Origin of the sequence: Streptacidiphilus sp. ASG 303 (assembly GCF_020991365.1) — a bacterium.
In the GTDB taxonomy this organism is placed as follows: Bacteria; Actinomycetota; Actinomycetes; order Streptomycetales; family Streptomycetaceae; genus Peterkaempfera.
Genome location: NZ_JAJLRA010000007.1, coordinates 92,823 through 110,023 on the forward strand (window position 1 = coordinate 92,823; position 17,201 = coordinate 110,023).

At 77.6% G+C, this 17,201-nt stretch carries 15 protein-coding genes; 4 read left to right on the forward strand and 11 right to left on the reverse strand.

Annotation, left to right across the window (positions count from 1 at the left end; translation table 11 throughout):
• Positions 1-51 precede the first annotated feature (51 nt).
• Positions 52-1,512 carry an alkaline phosphatase PhoX gene (locus LO771_RS12165; protein ID WP_230651240.1) on the forward strand — a complete coding sequence of 487 codons (1,461 nt, stop codon included), beginning with the start codon at positions 52-54 and terminating at the stop codon, positions 1,510-1,512.
• A 36-nt stretch (positions 1,513-1,548) separates the two neighbouring features.
• On the opposite strand, the gene LO771_RS12170 is transcribed toward LO771_RS12165, so the two are convergent.
• The gene (locus LO771_RS12170; protein ID WP_230651242.1) at positions 1,549-3,222 is read right to left on the reverse strand and encodes a CdaR family transcriptional regulator; all 1,674 of its coding nucleotides are present in this window, start codon (positions 3,220-3,222) and stop codon (positions 1,549-1,551) included.
• Between the two features lie 277 nt (positions 3,223-3,499).
• Here LO771_RS12170 and pruA point away from each other — a divergent pair, with 277 nt between their 5' ends.
• Positions 3,500-5,125: an L-glutamate gamma-semialdehyde dehydrogenase gene (gene pruA, locus LO771_RS12175; RefSeq protein ID WP_230651244.1), complete on the forward strand. Its 1,626-nt coding sequence runs from the start codon at positions 3,500-3,502 to the stop codon at positions 5,123-5,125.
• Between the two features lie 342 nt (positions 5,126-5,467).
• Complete coding sequence (locus LO771_RS12180) at positions 5,468-6,397, forward strand: proline dehydrogenase family protein (RefSeq protein ID WP_230651247.1); 930 nt, start codon at positions 5,468-5,470, stop codon at positions 6,395-6,397.
• A gap of 117 nt (positions 6,398-6,514) precedes the next feature.
• Here the strand turns inward: LO771_RS12180 and LO771_RS12185 are convergent, their stop codons facing one another.
• The gene (locus LO771_RS12185; RefSeq protein WP_230651249.1) at positions 6,515-7,144 is read right to left on the reverse strand and encodes a hypothetical protein; all 630 of its coding nucleotides are present in this window, start codon (positions 7,142-7,144) and stop codon (positions 6,515-6,517) included.
• 273 nt (positions 7,145-7,417) lie between these two features.
• On the opposite strand from LO771_RS12185, the gene LO771_RS12190 reads away from it, so the two are divergent.
• Complete coding sequence (locus LO771_RS12190) at positions 7,418-8,479, forward strand: helix-turn-helix domain-containing protein (RefSeq protein WP_230651252.1); 1,062 nt, start codon at positions 7,418-7,420, stop codon at positions 8,477-8,479.
• Here LO771_RS12190 and LO771_RS12195 read toward each other — a convergent pair.
• The 9 genes from LO771_RS12195 to LO771_RS12235 all read right to left on the reverse strand — a co-directional run bounded on the left by LO771_RS12195 (position 8,365) and on the right by LO771_RS12235 (position 17,145).
• Positions 8,365-9,126, reverse strand: a complete 762-nt coding sequence (locus LO771_RS12195; protein ID WP_230651255.1) for an ABC transporter — start codon at positions 9,124-9,126, stop codon at positions 8,365-8,367. The genes LO771_RS12190 and LO771_RS12195 overlap by 115 nt on opposite strands.
• Entirely contained in the window at positions 9,123-10,103 is a 981-nt protein-coding gene (locus LO771_RS12200) for a hypothetical protein (RefSeq protein WP_230651258.1), read from the reverse strand. Before LO771_RS12200 ends, LO771_RS12195 begins: the two co-directional genes overlap by 4 nt.
• On the reverse strand, positions 10,100-10,963 hold the full coding sequence (locus tag LO771_RS12205) for an ABC transporter ATP-binding protein (protein WP_230651260.1): 864 nt from the start codon (positions 10,961-10,963) through the stop codon (positions 10,100-10,102). Before LO771_RS12205 ends, LO771_RS12200 begins: the two co-directional genes overlap by 4 nt.
• Positions 10,960-11,835, reverse strand: coding sequence for a zf-HC2 domain-containing protein (locus tag LO771_RS12210; protein ID WP_230651263.1), 876 nt, complete (start codon positions 11,833-11,835; stop codon positions 10,960-10,962). The genes LO771_RS12205 and LO771_RS12210 overlap by 4 nt, the downstream gene beginning before the upstream one ends.
• A complete protein-coding gene (locus LO771_RS12215; RefSeq protein WP_230651265.1) occupies positions 11,832-12,383 on the reverse strand; it encodes an RNA polymerase sigma factor in 552 nt (183 codons plus the stop codon). Before LO771_RS12215 ends, LO771_RS12210 begins: the two co-directional genes overlap by 4 nt.
• A 42-nt stretch (positions 12,384-12,425) precedes the next feature.
• Positions 12,426-12,992, reverse strand: a complete 567-nt coding sequence (locus LO771_RS12220) for a Uma2 family endonuclease (RefSeq protein WP_230651628.1) — start codon at positions 12,990-12,992, stop codon at positions 12,426-12,428.
• A 123-nt stretch (positions 12,993-13,115) separates the two neighbouring features.
• Positions 13,116-14,411: a TerD family protein gene (locus tag LO771_RS12225; RefSeq protein WP_230651630.1), complete on the reverse strand. Its 1,296-nt coding sequence runs from the start codon at positions 14,409-14,411 to the stop codon at positions 13,116-13,118.
• Between the two features lie 181 nt (positions 14,412-14,592).
• Positions 14,593-15,579 carry a hypothetical protein gene (locus LO771_RS12230; protein ID WP_230651268.1) on the reverse strand — a complete coding sequence of 329 codons (987 nt, stop codon included), beginning with the start codon at positions 15,577-15,579 and terminating at the stop codon, positions 14,593-14,595.
• 471 nt (positions 15,580-16,050) lie between these two features.
• Positions 16,051-17,145, reverse strand: a complete 1,095-nt coding sequence (locus tag LO771_RS12235; protein ID WP_230651272.1) for a carbohydrate kinase — start codon at positions 17,143-17,145, stop codon at positions 16,051-16,053.
• Positions 17,146-17,201 lie beyond the last annotated feature (56 nt).

Genomic DNA, 17,201 nt, shown 5'->3' on the forward strand with positions numbered 1-17,201 from the left:
CTGCGCGTCGGCCGCAGGGGCCGGCTCCGCCCCAGCCAGGGAGTGACACCCATGCCGCTGTCCCGCAGGGACTTCGTCAACCGCTCGGCGCTCACCGGCGCCGGGGTCCTCATCGCCGGCAGCGCCGACGTGCTGGCCACCGCCCCCGGCGCGATCGCCGCCCCGCAGGGCGGCGCCGCCCCCGCCGGCGCCGCCACCGCGCTCGGCTACGGCCCGCTCGTCCCCGACCCGGCCGGCATCCTCGCCCTGCCCGAGGGCTTCAGCTACCGGATCATCACGTACAGCGGGAAGACCCGGCTGGAGACCGGCGAGACCACCCCGTCGAACCACGACGGCACCGCCGCCTTCCCCCGCCCCGGCGGCGGCACCCTGCTGGTCAACAACCACGAGATCAGCGGCACCCTCGCCGCCGCCAAGGCCCCCGTGCCCCACCTGGAGGGCCACGTCTACGACCCGGCGGCGGCCGGCGGCTGCACCGTCGTCGACGTCCACAAGCACGGCGCCCGGGTCTCCGAGCGGGTCGGCATCGCCGGCACCGCCACCAACTGCGCCGGCGGCCGCACCCCCTGGGGCACCTGGCTGACCTGCGAGGAGACCGAGCTCAAGGCCGGCGAGAAGGGCATGACCAAGGACCACGGCTACGTGTTCGAGGTCGACCCGTACGACCGTGACGCCAACCGCGACCCCAGGCCGGTCAAGGCCTTCGGCCGGTACGCCCACGAGGCCGTCGTCGTCGACGAGGGGCGCGGCCACGCCTACCTCACCGAGGACGCCGCCGGCCCCAACGGCCTGCTCTACCGCTGGACCCCGCCGGCCGGCTTCGAGCACGGCCGCGGGAGGCTGCGCACCCTCGCCGACGACGCCGGCGTCCTGGAGGCCTTCAAGGTCTTCGACAGCCGCGGCAAGCACGTCGACGACCTCTCCCGCGCCACCGAGGTCGGCACCGTCTACGGCGTCGACTGGGTGAGGGTGCCCGACCGCGACGCCCGGACCGTCCCCGTCCGCAAGCAGTTCGCGGACGGCGAGGTCACCCGCTCCCGCAAGCTGGAGGGCATGTGGTGGGGCGACGGCGGCTTCTACTTCGTCGCCAGCTTCGCCCGCACCGAGTCCCCGGTGCAGCACGACGGCCAGGTCTGGTTCTACAGCCCGGCCCGCCGCACCATCACCCTCAAGGTCCTGCTCGGCGTCAACGCCGACGTGTGGGCCGACGACGGCAACTACGACGGCCCGGACAACATCACCGTCTCGCCCCACGGCGGCCTGGTCATCGCCGAGGACGGCGAGGGCGTCTCGCACCTGTTCGGCACCCTGCCCGACGGCCGGACCTACCCGGTCGCCCGCAACGAGCTGAACATCGGCACCGCCGAGGCGCCCGAGTACAGCGAGTTCACCGGAGTCACCTTCTCCGCCGACGGCGACACCCTCTTCGCCAACATCCAGACCCCCGGCATCATGCTGGCGATCACCGGCAGGTGGAGCCGCATCAGGAAGCAGGCCGAGGGCCGCGCCTGACCCCTCCCGGCCCCGTCCGGGTCCGGCCCCGGGGCGCTACGCGCCGTCCCCCGGGCCGGGCGCCGCGTCCAGCCGCAGCTGGAGCATGGCCAGCAGCCGCTGCTGCGGGCTCGCCAGGTCCAGGCCCGCCAGCTCCTCCGCCCGGCGGACCCGGTACCGCAGCGTGTTGGGGTGGACGTGCAGCCGCTCCGCCGCGGCCCGCACGTCGCCGAAGGCGTCCAGGTACGCCAGGACCGACTCGGCCAGCCGGGTCCCCTGGCGGGCGTCGCGCGCCGTCAGCGCCGACAGCCGGGGGTCGCGCATCGCCGGGCGCTCCGCGAGCAGGTCCAGCACCTCGCCCAGCACCACCTCGGCCCGCACCTCCTCCAGCGCCGCCACGGCCGCGCCGACCGTGCCGCGCTCCATCGCCGCCAGCACCCGGTCCGCCTCCCGCCGCGAGCCGTGCGCCCCGCCGAGGTGCGGCGCCACCGGCCCCACCGCCGCCCGCAGCCGCACCCCCAGGTGGCGGCCGGCCGCCTCGGCGATCTCCACCACCCAGCCGCGCACCGTGGCGGGGGAGAGGCCCGCGGGCAGCTCCGGCAGCAGCACGTACACCCGCGACTCGGCGGGGGAGACCAGGGCGCTGTGGTGCCGCGCGGCGGCGTGCACCGAGATCAGGGCGGTCAGCTCGGCCCGGGTGAGCTCCACCGGCGAGGCGTCCGCCCCGGCGGCCTCCGCGCCGGCCCCGTCCGCGTGCAGGGCGAAGCCGACGACCAGCGCCGGGCGGCGGGCGTCCAGCCCCAGGTGGGTGGCGAGCGACTGCGGGCCGGTGGAGCCGTCGAGCAGCCCGGCCAGGAGCGACTGGGTGAGCCGCAGGTCCGCCGAGACCTCCCGGCGGCGGCGCACCAGGTGCAGCGCCGCGACCCGGGCGGCGCCCAGCAGCACCTGCTCGGAGCGCGGGTCCAGCGGCCGTGACCCCTCCTGCACCCAGATGGTGCCCAGCGGCTGCGTGCCCGCCCGGATGCCCACCGCGAGGCGCCGCCGGATGCCCAGCTCCGGGTGCTCCTCGATGGCGATCACCGCGCCGGAGGTCCGCAGGTGCTGGAAGACGCCCCACTCCCGCAGCTTCGACAGGTACGGCTCCGGGCCCTGCCAGCCCAGGATGGACAGCCGCCGCAGGTCGTCCACCTCGTCGGAGGAGCGCGAGTAGGCCAGCACCCGGCTGGAGGTGTCCTCGACGGAGACGATGCCGCCGGTCAGCACCGCCGTGGTCTGCGCCAGCGAGAACAGGTCGCCGCTGGCCTCCCCGCCGCCCGCCCCCGTCTCCTGGCGGCCGCTGCCGATGACCGCGCGGGCCAGCGCGTCCAGGTGCTCCCAGCGGGCCTCGCGGCGCACCGACAGCAGCGCCACCCCGGCCTCGGCGGCCGCCTCGCTGAGCGGTGCCGCCTGGCCGGGCGCGTCCAGCTTCACCGCGACCGCCGCCGCGCCCGCCGCGCCCGCCGCCCGCAGCGCGGGCAGCGCCGCCCGGCCGCGGGCGCCGATGGCGAGGACCAGCTCGCCGGGCAGCGCCTGGGGCGGGTCCTCCGGGTCGAGGATCGCCACGTCCCGCACCTCGACGTCCAGGCCCGCCGGGGCGGCCTGCAGCTCCACCAGGGGCTCGCCCAGCGACATCAGCAGCTGGCGCAGGCTGATGCCCTCCTCCGGAGCCGGGGGAGGGCCCGGCCGCGGCACGGCCGGAGGACCCTGCAGCGCACCCGGCCGGGGCCCCTGCTGCGGCCCCTGCCCCGGCGCGCCCGGGGTCGGCGTCCGCTCGGCCACCGTGCCCACCCCGCTCCCGTTGCGGCCCGCTTGCGCACGGCCCGCTCGCGCCGGGCCGGCCTTCGTACGGACGGACAAGCCGTCGCCCCCGATGTTAGCCGCGGCGACAACGGTGGGACGCATATCAGCTCCTACCGTGGGCAGGGACGCGAGACCCGCGGCCAGAGGCGATTCGAAGGAGAGCGTGCGCATGGATGCTGTGACCCAGGTCCCCGCGCCGGTGAACGAGCCGGTCCACAGCTACGCCCCCGGCACCCCGGAGCGGGCCCGGCTGGAGGCCGAGCTCAAGCGGCTCGCGGCGGAGCCGGTCGAGCTGACCATGGCCGTCGGCGGCGAGCGCCGCATGGGCGGCGGCGAGCCGATCGACGTCGTGCAGCCGCACAACCACGCCGCACGGCTCGGCACCCTGCGCAACGCCACCCGCGAGGACGCGCAGGCCGCGGTGGACGCCGCCCTCGCCGCGGCCCCCGCCTGGCGCGCGCTCTCCTTCGACGACCGCGCCGCGGTCTTCCTGAGGGCCGCCGACCTGCTGGCCGGCCCGTGGCGGGAGACGATCGCCGCCGCGACCATGCTGGGCCAGTCCAAGACCGCCCAGCAGGCCGAGATCGACAGCCCCTGCGAGCTCGTCGACTTCTGGCGCTTCAACGTGCACTTCGCCCGGCAGATCCTCGCCGAGCAGCCGGTGTCCTCCCCCGGGGTGTGGAACCGCGCCGACCACCGCCCCCTCGAGGGCTTCGTCTACGCGATCACCCCGTTCAACTTCACCGCCATCGCCGGCAACCTGCCCACCGCCCCCGCCCTCATGGGCAACACGGTGGTCTGGAAGCCGTCCCCCACCCAGCAGTTCTCCGCCCACCTGCTCATGCAGCTGCTGGAGGAGGCCGGCCTGCCCGCCGGCGTCATCAACATGGTGACCGGCGACGGCCTGGCCGTCTCCGAGGTCGCCCTCGCCCACCCCGAGCTGGCCGGCATCCACTTCACCGGCTCCACCGCCACCTTCCAGCACCTGTGGCGCACGGTCGGCGAGAACATCGCCACCTACCGCAGCTACCCGCGCCTGGTCGGCGAGACCGGCGGCAAGGACTTCATCGTCGCCCACCCCTCCGCCGACCCGGCCGTGCTGAGGACCGCGATGGTCCGCGGCGCCTTCGAGTTCCAGGGCCAGAAGTGCTCCGCGGCCTCCCGCGCCTACGTCCCCGCCTCGGTCTGGGAGCGGATCAGGGACGGCCTGCGCGACGAGGTCGAGGGCCTCACCATGGGCGACGTCACCGACCTGTCCCACTTCATGGGCGCCGTCATCGACGCCCGCTCCTTCGCGAAGAACAAGGCCGCCCTGGACCGCGCCCAGGCCGACCCGACGGTCGAGGTCCTCGCCGGCGGCACCTGCGACGACTCGGTCGGCTACTTCGTCCGCCCGACCGTCCTGGTCTGCTCCGACCCGGAGAGCGAGTACTTCCGCGAGGAGTACTTCGGCCCGATCCTCGCCGTCCACGTCTACGAGGACGACCGGTACGAGGAGGTGCTGGACCAGATGGAGTCCGTCGCCCCCTACGCGCTGACCGGCGCCGTCATCGCCCGGGACCGGGCCGCCGTCGCCCACGCCATGGAGAAGCTGCGGTTCGCCGCCGGCAACTTCTACGTCAACGACAAGCCCACGGGCGCCGTCGTCGGCCAGCAGCCCTTCGGCGGCGGCCGCGCCTCCGGCACCAACGACAAGGCCGGCGCCGCCCAGAACCTGCTGCGCTGGACCTCCACCCGCTCCATCAAGGAGACCTTCGTCCCGCCGACGGACTACCGCTACCCCCACATGGGCTGACGGACCGTCGGGATCCCGGCCCCCGGCCGGCGTCCCGCCGGGGCGGACGCCCGTGCGCCCGCCGGACCCGTGTTTGGGTCCGGCGGCGCCGGGCAAGCGCCCCTCGGGTCACCCTGCCGGACCCCACCCGGTCCGGCCACCGCACGTGCCGCGCACTCCCCCCGCGCGGCACCCGGCGCGCCAGGCGCAGCCGGCCACTCCCCCCGGCCGGCCCGCGCGGGCGCGTCCGGCGGGCGCGCCGCCCACTCCCCCCGGTGGCGCGTCCGCCCTGTCCCACCCCACACCCCTCCTCGCAGCCGCCTCCCGGCCACCCCGGCGCGGCCCGTGACCCCAGGAGTAACCGTGCTCCGTTCCGCGATCCTCGCCGCCTCCCGCTCCCCGCAGGTGCGCACCGTGGTGGAGAAGCTGCCGCCGACCCGGGCCATCGTGGACCGCTTCGTCGCCGGCGAGCCGCTCGACGCCGCCCTCGCCGCCTGCGGCGAGCTGGCCGCCACCGGGCGCCGCACCACCCTCGACCACCTCGGCGAGGACACCCGCGACGCCGTCCAGGCCGCCGCCACCGCCGAGGCGTACGAGCTGCTGCTGGAGGCCCTGAAGGAGACCGGCCTGGCCGGGAGCGCCGAGGTCTCCGTCAAGCTCTCCGCCGTCGGGCAGTTCCTCCCGCAGGACGGCGAGAAGGTCGCCCTGGAGAACGCGCGCCGCATCTGCGAGGCCGCCGCCGCCGCGGGCACCACGGTCACCCTCGACATGGAGGACCACACCACCACCGACTCCACCCTGGGCATCGCCCGCGAGCTGCGCGCCGACTTCCCGTGGCTGGGCGTCGTCCTCCAGGCCTACCTGCACCGCACCGAGGCCGACTGCCGCGACCTGTCCGGCGCCGGCTCGCGCGTGCGGCTCTGCAAGGGCGCCTACCAGGAGCCCGCCTCGGTCGCCTTCCAGAAGAAGGAGGAGGTCGACCGCAACTACGTCCGCTGCCTCAAGGTCCTCATGGGCGGCGAGGGCTACCCGATGGTCGCCTCCCACGACCCCCGCATGGTGCGGATCGCCGGACAGCTCGCCGAGTGGAACGGCCGCAAGGCCGACTCCTTCGAGTACCAGATGCTGTACGGCATCCGCCCCGAGGAGCAGCTGCGGCTCGCCCGCTCCGGCGCCACCATGCGCGTCTACCTGCCCTACGGCCAGGAGTGGTACGGCTACTTCATGCGCCGCCTCGCCGAGCGCCCCGCCAACCTGGCGTTCTTCCTGCGCGCCATGGCCACCCGCGGCTGAACCGGCCGTCCCCGCCTCCGGCCGCCCCCCTGCCTCCTCGCGGCGGCCCGTCCCGCGGCGGCCCGTCCCGCGGCGGCCCGGTGCCCCGCCGGGCACCGGGCCGCCGGGGGCGCCGGCTCAGGAGACGACGGTCAGCTTGCCCGCGACCCTGGTGCCGGCCCGGTGGTACTTCTGGAAGTACGAGGCCAGGGCCTTGATGTCCGCAGGCTTGAGCTTGATGCAGCCGTTGGACCGGTAGTCGCCGTTGCCGTCCCAGCGCTGCGACTCGACGCGCGAGTTCTGGCCCCCCGTGCGGGTCATCTCACTGTGGACGAACAGCTCGGTGCGCCAGCGGCCGGTGCCGTTGTGGCAGCGCTTGTCGCTCAGCCGGAACGCCACCCCCTTGATCGCGCTGCCGTTGTAGGCCGTGTACAGCGTGACGTCGTAGGAGCCGTTGGGCAGCCAGCCCCGGTTGCTCGCGCAGTCGTCCTTCACGCCGATCCCCGAGCCGGCGCGCCAGGAGGCGTTGACGACCAGCCGCTGCCGGCCCGAGTCCTCCACCCGGTAGACCCGCCAGTACAGCCTGCTGTTCGTCGGGTCGGAGGGGTTCTTGTCGAAGACCATCCGGGTCGTGTAGCCGTAGGACGCGTGCGGCGACGCCTGGGCGCCCGAGGCGGGCGCGGCCGCCGCGGCGACGGCCAGGCCCGCCAGGGCCGTCGTCGCCGCGCCCAGCCGGAGGGCGGTCCGGCGGCGGTGCTCTGCGTGCATGGTGGTCTCCCCGTTGTCGTGGTGTCGGGCCACGGCTGTGGCGGGACCGAGCCTTCCCGACCGGGAGGGCCGTGTCCTTGACGTTCCGCGCACCGCCCTTGACCTCCCGCGCCCCCCTCCCGGCGGTGCGGACACGATCCGCCGCGGCCCCCCGCGCCCCGTCCTGTCCCCGCCCCCCGTTCCCGCCGCTGTCCCGTCCGCACCGGGCAACCCCGGCGCGGCGGCCCGCGTCCTCCAAGGGGGAAGGACACGACGACCGGACCGGGGGGAAGCATGACGACGGTGGTGGAGTTCCGGACCGACCGGCTGCCGCGGGCCGAGCGGTTCGGCCGGTGGCACGACATGACCGCGGAGGCCCTGATCCCCAACCTCCTCCGCCCCGCCGACCACGGCGACTTCCTGGCCCGCGCCCGCCTGGTCGACCTCGGCGCGGTCCGGGTGACCTCGCTCGCCTACCCGCCGCTGGAGACCCGGCGGACGTCCCGGCTGATCGCCCGGGCGGGGGCGGAGTACTGCCAGGTGATGCTGACCCTGCGCGGCGGCCACCGGATCGTCCAGGCCGGCCGCGACGTCACGGCCGGTGCGGGCGACCTGCTCCTCTACGACTGCGCCCGCCCGTGGGAGGGCTGGGCCGGCGGGCGGCGGGACGCGGTCGAGGGCGTGCTGATGCAGTTCCCGCGCGCCCTGCTGCCCTTCCCCGGGGACCGGTCCGGGCGGCTCCCCTGCCTGCGCGTCCCCGGCGGCGACACCCTCGGCTCCCTGCTCTCCGGGCACCTGGTGCGGCTGGCGTCCGGCGCGGCCGACTGGACGGCGGCCGACGCCGTCCGTCTGGGCACCGTCTCGCTCGACCTGCTCGCCGCCGTCCTCGCCCGGCACCTGCGCACCGGACCCGCGCAGGACCCCGGCTGCCGCGAACGGGTCCTGCGCCTGCGCGTCCACGCCTTCATCGAGGAGCACCTGGGCGACCCCGGGCTCACCCCCGCGGCGGTCGCCGCCGACCACAACGTCTCCCTCCGCCTCCTGCACCGCCTCTTCCAGCACGAGGAACTCGGCGTGGCGGCGTGGATCCGCGCCCGCCGGCTCGAACGCTGCCGCCGCGACCTCGCGGACCCCCTGCTGCACGACCTGCCCGTCCACGCCGTCGCCCGCCGCTGGGGCTTCGCCGACGCCGCCCACTTCAGCCGCACCTTCCGCGCCGCCTGCGGCATGACGCCCACCGACTACCGGGAGCTGGCGCGGTCCGCGGGGGCCCCGGGGTCCGCGGGGTCCCCGGGGACCCCGGCGGCGGACCGGGACCGCCCGGGGAGCACCGGGCGTCCCGCCCCCGGCCGCTGAACCCCGGGGACCCGCCCGGCCCGGCGGGCCGCCGGCCGGCGCCTGCCCACCGGCTCGGGCAGGCACAGCACCGCGACCGCGACCGCCGCCGCCAGCAGCGCCGCCCAGCGAAGGTGCGCCTCCCGCCAGCCGGGGGCGCCCGCCGCCACGAGCAGCGCGGCCCGGTCCGGCAGCACCGCGGCCGCCGCCACCAGCACCAGCAGCCCCCCGGCCGCCGGTGCCCCCGGGACGGCGGCCCCGGCGAACCGCACGGCCGCGCAGGCCGACGCCACCGCGACGGCGGCCAGCGCAGCCGCCTCGACGGTCGCCGCCCCCACCGGTGTGCCGGCGGGGGCGGCCAGCACCGCCGCCGCCCACCACGCGGCCGTCACGGGCAGCACCAGGACCAGCCGCAGCCCGTCGCGCAGCGGCCGGGGCACCGGCACCACGGCGGTGGTGCGCCGAGCCGGGTCGTCCAGGGCGGACGAGGCGCCGAGCGCCCCGGACAGCGCCGCCGCCCGCAGCAGCCAGAGGCCGAGCTGCGGATCCGGGTGGGCCGTCAGCCGGGACGCGAGCACGAGGAGCAGCCCGAGCCCGCCGCCCGCCGTGAGCGGCGCCCGCGGGACCGCCCGCCCGACCGGGACGAACAGCGTCCGGACCACGGTCACCCCCACCGTTGGACGCCGACGGTCCGGACGGTCCGGACGGTCGGGGCGATCCGGGCCGGCGCGGCCTCGTGCGGCCGGGCCGCCGCGGCGGCCGAGGTCTCCGGGGCGGCCGGCCGGGGTCCGGCGGCGGCCGTACGGGCCTGCTCCGCCCCCGGCATCGGCAGCCCCTGGAGCACGGCGCCCGCCACCGCCGCCGCCAGCGACACCCCCGCCACCGTCCGCACGGCCGCCGAGCGCCCGCCCGCGGCCAGCACGGCGGCGGCCCCGGCGAGCACCGCCAGCGAGACCAGGTAGAGCACGTGCGCACCGGCGGGGCGGCCCGGCAGCGGCTGCCGCCCGACGTCCGACACGACCGGCACCAGCCACCGGAGCCACGCCGGGCCGTCGGGGGGCGTCACCAGCACGAAGTCGAAGGTGATCACCACCACCACCGCGAGCGGCGCCGCGAACGCGGACGCCGTCAGCCGCCCCAGCAGCACGCCCGCCGCTCCCAGCAGCAGCACCGCCGCCGGGCCGGCCGCCAGCTCCGCGGCGGAGGCGTGCCCGGACGCCCCCGGCCGCGACGCCGCCCAGCCGAGGCGCCAGACCGCCAGGAGGGCCGACACCGCCGCCGTCGGGAGCACCGACAGGACGTGGGCGAGGGTGCGCCCCCCGGGCCGCAGCAGCAGCGTCCCGAACCAGCCCTCCGCGCCGTGGCGGCGGGCCCGCAGGACCGCGCTGTTCGCCCCCAGCAGCGCCGCCAGGCCGGCCAGCAGGAGCGGCAGCTGCGTCGAGAGGGCCACGTCCCGCAGGACGGGGTGGCGGTCCGACGGGCCGCCCGGCCACAGCAGCCACGCCGCGTGGCCCAGCAGCGCCGCCGCGACCGCCGGGAACCGCAGCAGCCGCACGGCCTCGATCCGGGCCAGTGCCAGGACGGCTCCGCGCGTGCCGTCGTCCCGCGCGGCGGCCGCCCTCCGGGGGGCCGTCACCGCGCTCACGCCGTCACCGCCCCGGCGCCGTCGAGGGCCAGCAGGTAGCCGTCCTCCAGGGTGGGCTCCAGCAGTGCGGCCCCGGCCGGCGGGTCCCCGATGTTGCGGAACTCGCCGCTGCCCGTGCGGAAGCCCGCCAGCACCCCCGGAGACCTGGCCGCGCTGCTCCACACCCGCCCGCGCGCGGCGGCGGTCAGCTCCGCCGGGGTGCCGTCGAACCGCACCCGGCCCCGGTCCATGACCAGCACCCGCCCGCACAGCATCGCCACGTCCTCCGTCTGATGGGTCGACAGCAGGACCGTGCGGCCCTCGCCCGCCTCCGCGACCAGCTCCCGGAAGCGGATCCGCTGCTCCGGGTCGAGCCCCACCGTCGGCTCGTCCAGCACCAGGAACGCCGGGTCGCCGAGCAGGGCCGCGGCCAGTGCCACCCGCTGCCGCATGCCGCCCGACAGCCTCCGGATCCGGCGCCCCCGCACCTCCGCGAGGCCCACCGCGTCCAGCACCCGCCGCACCTCCGCGTGCCGGGTCCGGCGGTCGGTCAGCTCCTTGAGGACCGCCACGTAGTCGACGAACTCGAAGGCCGTGAAGCCCGCGTGGAAGCCCGGGTCCTGCGGCAGGTACCCCAGGGCCCGGCGGGCCTCCCGGCGCCCCCGGACCGTGCCGGGGTCGTGGCCCAGCACCGACAGCGCCCCGGAGTCGGGCGGGGTCGCGGTCGCCAGGATCCGCAGCAGGGTGGTCTTCCCGGCGCCGTTCGGGCCGAGCAGCCCGGTGACGCCCCGGCCCAGTTCCAGGGAGACGCCGTCCACGGCGCGCACCCCCCGGTGGTGCAGGGCCAGCCCGGAGGCCGTCACGGTCGGCGGTGCGGTCATGTCAGCCTCCCGGCTGTGAGGGGACGGACGGAGTCGTGCACGCGGCCGCTGTCGAAGCGGTCTCGGAGGGCGAACAGCAGGGCCCCGGCGGCCGCGGCCAACGCCGCCGCCGTGAGCTGCCCGGCCGCGGTCAGCGGCAGGGGACGGGCGTCCGACAGCAGCCGCTCCGCCACCAGCAGCGCCACCCAGCCGCCGCCGACCAGCGCCGACGCGGCCACTGGTCCCAGCCGCGGTGTCAGCGCCAGCCCGGCCGCCGTCAGCGCCAGGGCGGGCAGCAGCCAGCCGAACGCGTCGGGCCCGAAGGAGGGCAGCGCCAGGGCCGCCAGGCCGCTGAGCGGGACGGTCACGGCCAGCACCGCCGCCGTCCGCACCATCAGCAGCCGGAAGGAGTGCAGCGGCGCCACCACCGCCGTCTCGTACATCGGGTCCAGCCGCGGGCCGAAGGAGAACGCGACGCCGGCCAGCGGCAGCAGCGGTGCCACGCCGAGGAGGAGCAGCGGCTCGCCCGTGCCCCGCACCGCCCGGCCGGCCGCCACCGCGCAGAGCAGCACCACCGCCACCGCGCCCAGCCACGACCGGCGCAGCAGCGGGGTCGCGGCGAGCAGCCGCGCCGTGTGGTCGGCCACCCCCGCCCGGACCAGCACCCGCTCCAGCGGTCCCGGCCGGGGGGCGTCCAGCTCCGCGTCGAGCCGCGCCCAGCCGAGGTCGGCGACCGCCGGGTCGACGAGGCCGTTCAGCCGGTCCCGGCAGGCCGGGCAGGCCGCCAGGTGCGCGTCCGCCGACCAGAGCCGGGGTGCCTCCAGGGCGCCGCGGGCGTACTCCTCCAGGTCGTCCGCCGGGAGGTGCCAGCGGTCCTGCCGGTCGGCGCTCATGCGAGCTCCTCTCGCAGCTGCCTGCGGGCCCGCATGGCCCGGGTCTTGACCGTGCCGTGCGGGATGCCCAGCAGTGCCGCCGCCTCGCGGGTCGTCAGCCCGTCGACGACGGTGGCCTGCAGCACCGCCCGCAGTTCGGGGGAGAGCCGGGCCAGCGAGCCACCCAGGTCGCCGTGCTCCACCCCGGTGAACACGCGCTCCTCGGCTGACGGCTCGTCACGGTGGCGCAGCCGGGCCAGGGACTGGCGCAGCCGGCCCCGGGCGCCGTCGCCGCGCAGGGCGTCCACCAGCCGCCGCGAGCCGATCCGCCACAGCCAGCCCGCGGGGTCGCCCTCGCGCCGGTAGCGGGCCGCGCCGCGCCACACGTCGAGGAACGCCTCCTGCACCACGTCGTCGACGAGCGCGGGGTCGGCGCACCGGGCGCGCAGCCGCAGCACCAGCCACGGCGCGTACCGGCGGTAGAACTCCTCGAAGGCGCGGCGGTCGCCGTCCGCGGCCGCGAGCAGCAGCTCGGCGTCGCTCGGCTCCCTGCCGTTCGTCTCGGTCACGCCCCTTCATCGGACGGGACGGTCCGAACGGTTCACGCGCCGTCAGAAACCTTCGGTCTCCAGCGTGAAGGAGAACGGCGCCGGGAGCTCCAGCGGTTTCCCGAAGGGCGCGAGGTGCACCTCGGTGTACTCGTCGTCCTCGGGGAGGGCGAAGAGGGTGGTGCGGGAGAGGTCGCGGTCGACCAGCAGGTAGAGGGGGATGCCGGCGCGGGCGTAGCAGTGGCGCTTGGCGGTGCGGTCGCGCTCCGGACGGGTGGAGGTGACCTCGACGACCAGGGCGAGTCCGTCGGGCGGCATCCAGGGCGGGGCGCCGCGGAAGACGTCCTTGTCCGCAGGCGCGAAGGCGGCGTCCGGGATCGCGTGGTCCCGCGGGCAGCGCCCTCCGCCGGACAGCCGCAGCCCCTTGTTCCCCGCGAACCTCATCCGCACGGCCGAGTGGAGGACGACCTGCTCGACCACCCTCCCGATGCAGTCCTCGTGGTCCCCGTCCGGCGGCGGTGTCACGACGATCTCCCCCTCGATCAGCTCGGCACGGGTGCCCTCGGGGGTCTGCAGGCCCAGGAAGCTCTCCAGGAGGCTGTCCTCCACCGCTTCCGGCTCGTGTGCCATCGCGCTCACGGCGCAACCCCTTCCTCTTGTCGCGATCAAGGTAGGAGACCGGTGGGGCCGCCGCGGCCGGGAACCGGGGCGGCCTCACACGATCGTGTCACGCCGGGGCGGGGAGTGCCGGGGTCAGAGGGCGGCGGCCGCCGGCTCGACCATCTTGCGGGCGGTCTTGGCGTCGGCGTACTCGCCCAGCGCGGTCATCACCCACTCGCCGGAGAACTGCCGGACCAGCTTGCACATCAGCACGCCGGTGCGGGGCTCGGCGCCGGTGAGGTCGAAGCGGACGAGCTCCTCCCCGGTGGCGGCGTCGGTCAGGCGGCAGTACGCCTTGGCGACGTCGCTGAACTTCTGGCCGGAGAAGGAGTTCACCGTGAAGACCAGGCCGCAGACCTCGGGCGGCAGGCCGTCCAGGTGGACGGTGATCTGCTCGTCGTCGCCGTCGCCCCTGCCGGTGAGGTTGTCGCCGGAGTGCTGGACCGCCCCGTTGAAGACGGACAGCTTCATGAACCAGGCCGTCTCCAGCTTCTTGCGCTGGGCGTCGAAGGCGATGCAGGAGGCGTCCAGGTCGATGCTGCGGCCGCGGTGGGCGGGCTCCCAGCCCAGGCCCATGCGGACGGCGGACAGGAAGGGGCGGCCGTTCTTCTCCAGGGAGACGGAGCCGCCCTTGACCAGGTTGACCCGGCCCTTGTCCAGCGTGACCTTGCCGGGCGCGGGCGCAGCCGCGGGCGGGGTCGGCGGCGCGGGCGGGGCGGCGGGCGCCGGGGGAGCAGCGGGCGGGACCGGCGGGGCGGACGCGGCCGGGGGCGTGAGGGTCCAGTCCGCGTCGTGCTCCGACGGCGGGACCGGTGCCGGTGCCGGGGCAGGGGCCGCGGCCGGGGCGGGGGCCGGGGCGGCGGGGGCCTGCGCCGCCGGGGCGGCGGTCGGGCCCGGGTCGTCCACGGCGACCCCGAAGTCGGTGGCGATGCCCGCCAGCCCGTCGGCGTACCCCTGGCCCACCGCGCGGACCTTCCACGCGCCGTTCCGCCGGTACACCTCGACCACGACCAGGGCGGTCTCCACGGTCAGCCGCGGCGGGGTGAAGGTGACGAGCTCCTCGCCGGTGTCCGCGTCCCGCACGGTGGCCGTGGGCTCGGTGCCGGCGAAGGTGGCGCCGGCCTCGTCCAGGCTGGCGGTGACGAGCACCTTGTGGATGCCGTCCGGCACGGCCGCGGTGTCCACGGTGATGGCGTCGGGGACGCCCGCCGAGGCGGGCCGGTGGGTCACGCCGGGGCCCTGCGGGGCGTTGAAGAAGACGAAGTCGGCGTCCGAGCGGACCTTGCCGTTCCCGGCGAGCAGCAGCCCGGAGACGTCCAGCCGCTTGGGCGCCGTCACCTCCACCGTCACCCGGGGGGCGGGGAGCGGGGCGTTGCCGCCCTGCGTCAGGGCCGTGGTCAAGGTGGTCCTCCTCGGTGCGTCCGGCACGGGGCGTCCGGCCCGCCGGGCCCGCCTGCGGGGCTCCGGCGGCCGGCGGCCCCGCACACCCTAACGAAGCAGGGCGGGCCCGCGTTTCCGGTCCGCCGGGCGGCCGGGGCGCGCGCGTGCGGGGCCGGCCCCGGGACCGCCGTCAGCCGAAGCTGCCGCGCACCGCCACCGCGCGCGGGTGGTCCACGCCGAAGGCGGAGGCGAGCCAGGTGTCGCCGGACGGGTCGTGCCGGCCGCCCCGGTGGGCGTACTGCACGGTGAAGGAGTACCGGCCCGGCGGCACCGTCGCGCGGGGCTGCAGCGTGAACCGGTACACCAGCGCGTTCCCGGACCGCTCGACGGTGGCGGAGACGCCCGGCATGGTCGTCCACGCCCCGCCGTCCTCGGTCCCGCCCGTGCGCTCGACCCGGACCTCGACCTCGAGCGCGGTCACGTTCTCGTCCACCGTCAGCACCAGCGAGTCGCGGGACGCATAGGGGTCGGCGGTGTCCGCGGACGCGCTGCCGTGCAGGCCCTCGTCGTCGCCGGCGGGGGCGAGCCCCGTCACCAGGGGGGTGCTGTCGGGGGTCTCCCCGCCGGCCGCGGGGGCGGGGGCCGTGCCGCCCGTGAGTCCTCCGGTGCCGGCCGGTGCGGGGGAGCCGGCGCCGGGCACGCCGTCCGCCGTCGCCCCGCCGCCCGGGGCCGTCGTCGCGCCGTCCGCATCAGCCGTGCCGTCCGCATCCGCCGTGCCGTCCGCCGCCGGGGAGCCGCCCGTCCCCGTGCCGCCGGTCCGTGCCGTTCCCGCCGGCGGCCACGACGGACGGCCCGCCGAGGGCGCCGGGCCGGTCGGGGCGAGGGGGGTGGCGCCCGCGGACGGCGCCCGGCGGACGGAGGCCGTCACCGAGGGGCCGGGCCGGGCCGGGGACCGGTCGCGCGAGGCGGCCGACTGCTGCGGGCTGCCGCGTCCGGCCAGGGCCGGGGGAGTGCCGGTGCCGTCGGTGGCCGGTGCGCCGGTGCGCGCGGAGCCGCCGTCGGGGGTGGACGACGCGCCGTCGACGTCCGAGACGCGGACGGAGGGCGGCAGGCCGCCCTCCAGGCTGACGATCCAGGTGGTGGCGACGCTGATGCCCACCACGGTCGACATCGCCATCGCCGCGCCGGACACCCGGAAGGCGGGCAGGCCCAGGGGTGTGGCGCGCCGGCGGCGCGATCCGTGGCGTCCGCGTGCTGCGGCCGGTCCGGGGCGCACGCCCCCCGGGTGCTCCGGAACCGGCCGCCCGCCGCGGTGCCGTCCCGCTCCGGCGCGCGGACGCGCCTGGACGGTGTCCTCGTGGGGAACCACCGATCTCCCTCCGTACCGGCCGACGTGGCTGCGCGCCGACTCCGCTCCCCCCGTGACGGGTCGGGACGGGCACACGCCTGCGTCGGCAGAGGCACGAGAGTACCAGCGGGGGCCGATTCTGTGACCGGCCGACTGCGGAACGGGTTCACCGGCTCCGCCGACCCCGCCCCGGGCCTCCGGAAACCCCTGGTGGGAGGGGCCGCCCGGCTCCGCCGGAGGCCCGGTCCGCGGCCGCTCCACGGGCGCGGGCGGCCCCCGCGGGACCCGGGCCGCCCCGGATCACGCGCGGCCGGCCGCGCCCCTCGGGCCCCCGGCGCTCCCGCCGTCCGCCGGAGCGTGTGCGCCCCCGCCGTCCGCCGGGGGCGCCTGGGCCGCCAGGTCCGCCGCCCAGGGCGGGTTGGGGCCCGCGACCGAGCAGGTCAGGGCCGCGACCCGGGCGGCGTACCGGCAGGCGTCGGCGACGTCGTCGGCGGTCACCCGGTCCAGCCGGCCGCCGAGCAGGCCGCGCCCGTCCAGCAGGTGCAGCAGTCCGGCGGTGAAGGAGTCGCCCGCCGCGACGGTGTCCACCACGGTGGCGGGTGCGGCGGGCACGGACACCCGCCGGCCGTCCAGGGAGGCGAGCACGCCCCGGGCGCCGAGGGTGACCACGACCAGCCGCACCCCGGCGGCGTGCCAGTCGTCGCAGGCCTGCCCGGGGGCGGTGCCGGGCGCGAGGTGCGCCAGGTCGTCCTCGCTGAGCCGCAGCAGGTCGGCCAGGGCGCACCAGCGCGGCAGCCCGGCCCGGTAGTCGGCGGGCGGCACCAGCAGGGGCCGGACGTTGGGGTCGATCGAGACGGTGGCGCGGTCGCGCAGCCCCTCCAGCCACTCCTCGACCCGGGGGCCGCCGGGCCGCCGGACGAGGGCGAGCGAACCGGTGTGGACGCACGCGGTGCCGTCGAGCGGGGCGGCGGCCAGCTCCTCCGCCGTCCACTGCCAGTCGGCGGTGCCCTCGGCGTGGAAGGACCAGGACGCCTGCCCGGCGGCGTCGAGGTCGGCCACCGCCAGGGTGCTGGGCTCGGCCGCGGCGGGGCTGCCGGCCAGGTCCACGCCGGAGGCCTCCAGCCGGGCGCGGAAGAGCCGGCCGAAGACGTCGTCCGACAGGCGGCCCAGGAAGCGGACCGATGTCCCGAGCCGGGCCAGGGCGACGGCGGTGTTGGCGGGGCCGCCGCCGGGCAGCACCCGCAGGGACAGGCCGTCCCCCGCGTCCCCGGGGCCGTCCCCGGGGGCGCTTCCCGGACCGCTCCCGGGGACGGGGAAGGCGTCCGCGACGTTCTCGCCGAGGACGGTGATCCGGCGCCGGGCGCCGGCCTGGACGGGGCTCTCGCTGCTGGTCACCGCCCCATGCTGCCAGGGGCGGCCGGGGCCGGGCGATCCCCGGGGCCGGGCCGCGG

Coding starts and splice junctions, on each gene's coding strand:
- LO771_RS12165 (WP_230651240.1), top strand. CDS start 52: ATGCCGCTGTCCCGCAGGGACTTCGTCAACCGCTCGGCGCTCACCGGC.
- pruA (WP_230651244.1), top strand. CDS start 3,500: ATGGATGCTGTGACCCAGGTCCCCGCGCCGGTGAACGAGCCGGTCCAC.
- LO771_RS12185 (WP_230651249.1), bottom strand. CDS start 7,144: ATGCACGCAGAGCACCGCCGCCGGACCGCCCTCCGGCTGGGCGCGGCG.
- LO771_RS12190 (WP_230651252.1), top strand. CDS start 7,418: ATGACGACGGTGGTGGAGTTCCGGACCGACCGGCTGCCGCGGGCCGAG.
- LO771_RS12205 (WP_230651260.1), bottom strand. CDS start 10,963: ATGACCGCACCGCCGACCGTGACGGCCTCCGGGCTGGCCCTGCACCAC.
- LO771_RS12210 (WP_230651263.1), bottom strand. CDS start 11,835: ATGAGCGCCGACCGGCAGGACCGCTGGCACCTCCCGGCGGACGACCTG.
- LO771_RS12220 (WP_230651628.1), bottom strand. CDS start 12,992: ATGGCACACGAGCCGGAAGCGGTGGAGGACAGCCTCCTGGAGAGCTTC.
- LO771_RS12230 (WP_230651268.1), bottom strand. CDS start 15,579: ATGGCGATGTCGACCGTGGTGGGCATCAGCGTCGCCACCACCTGGATC.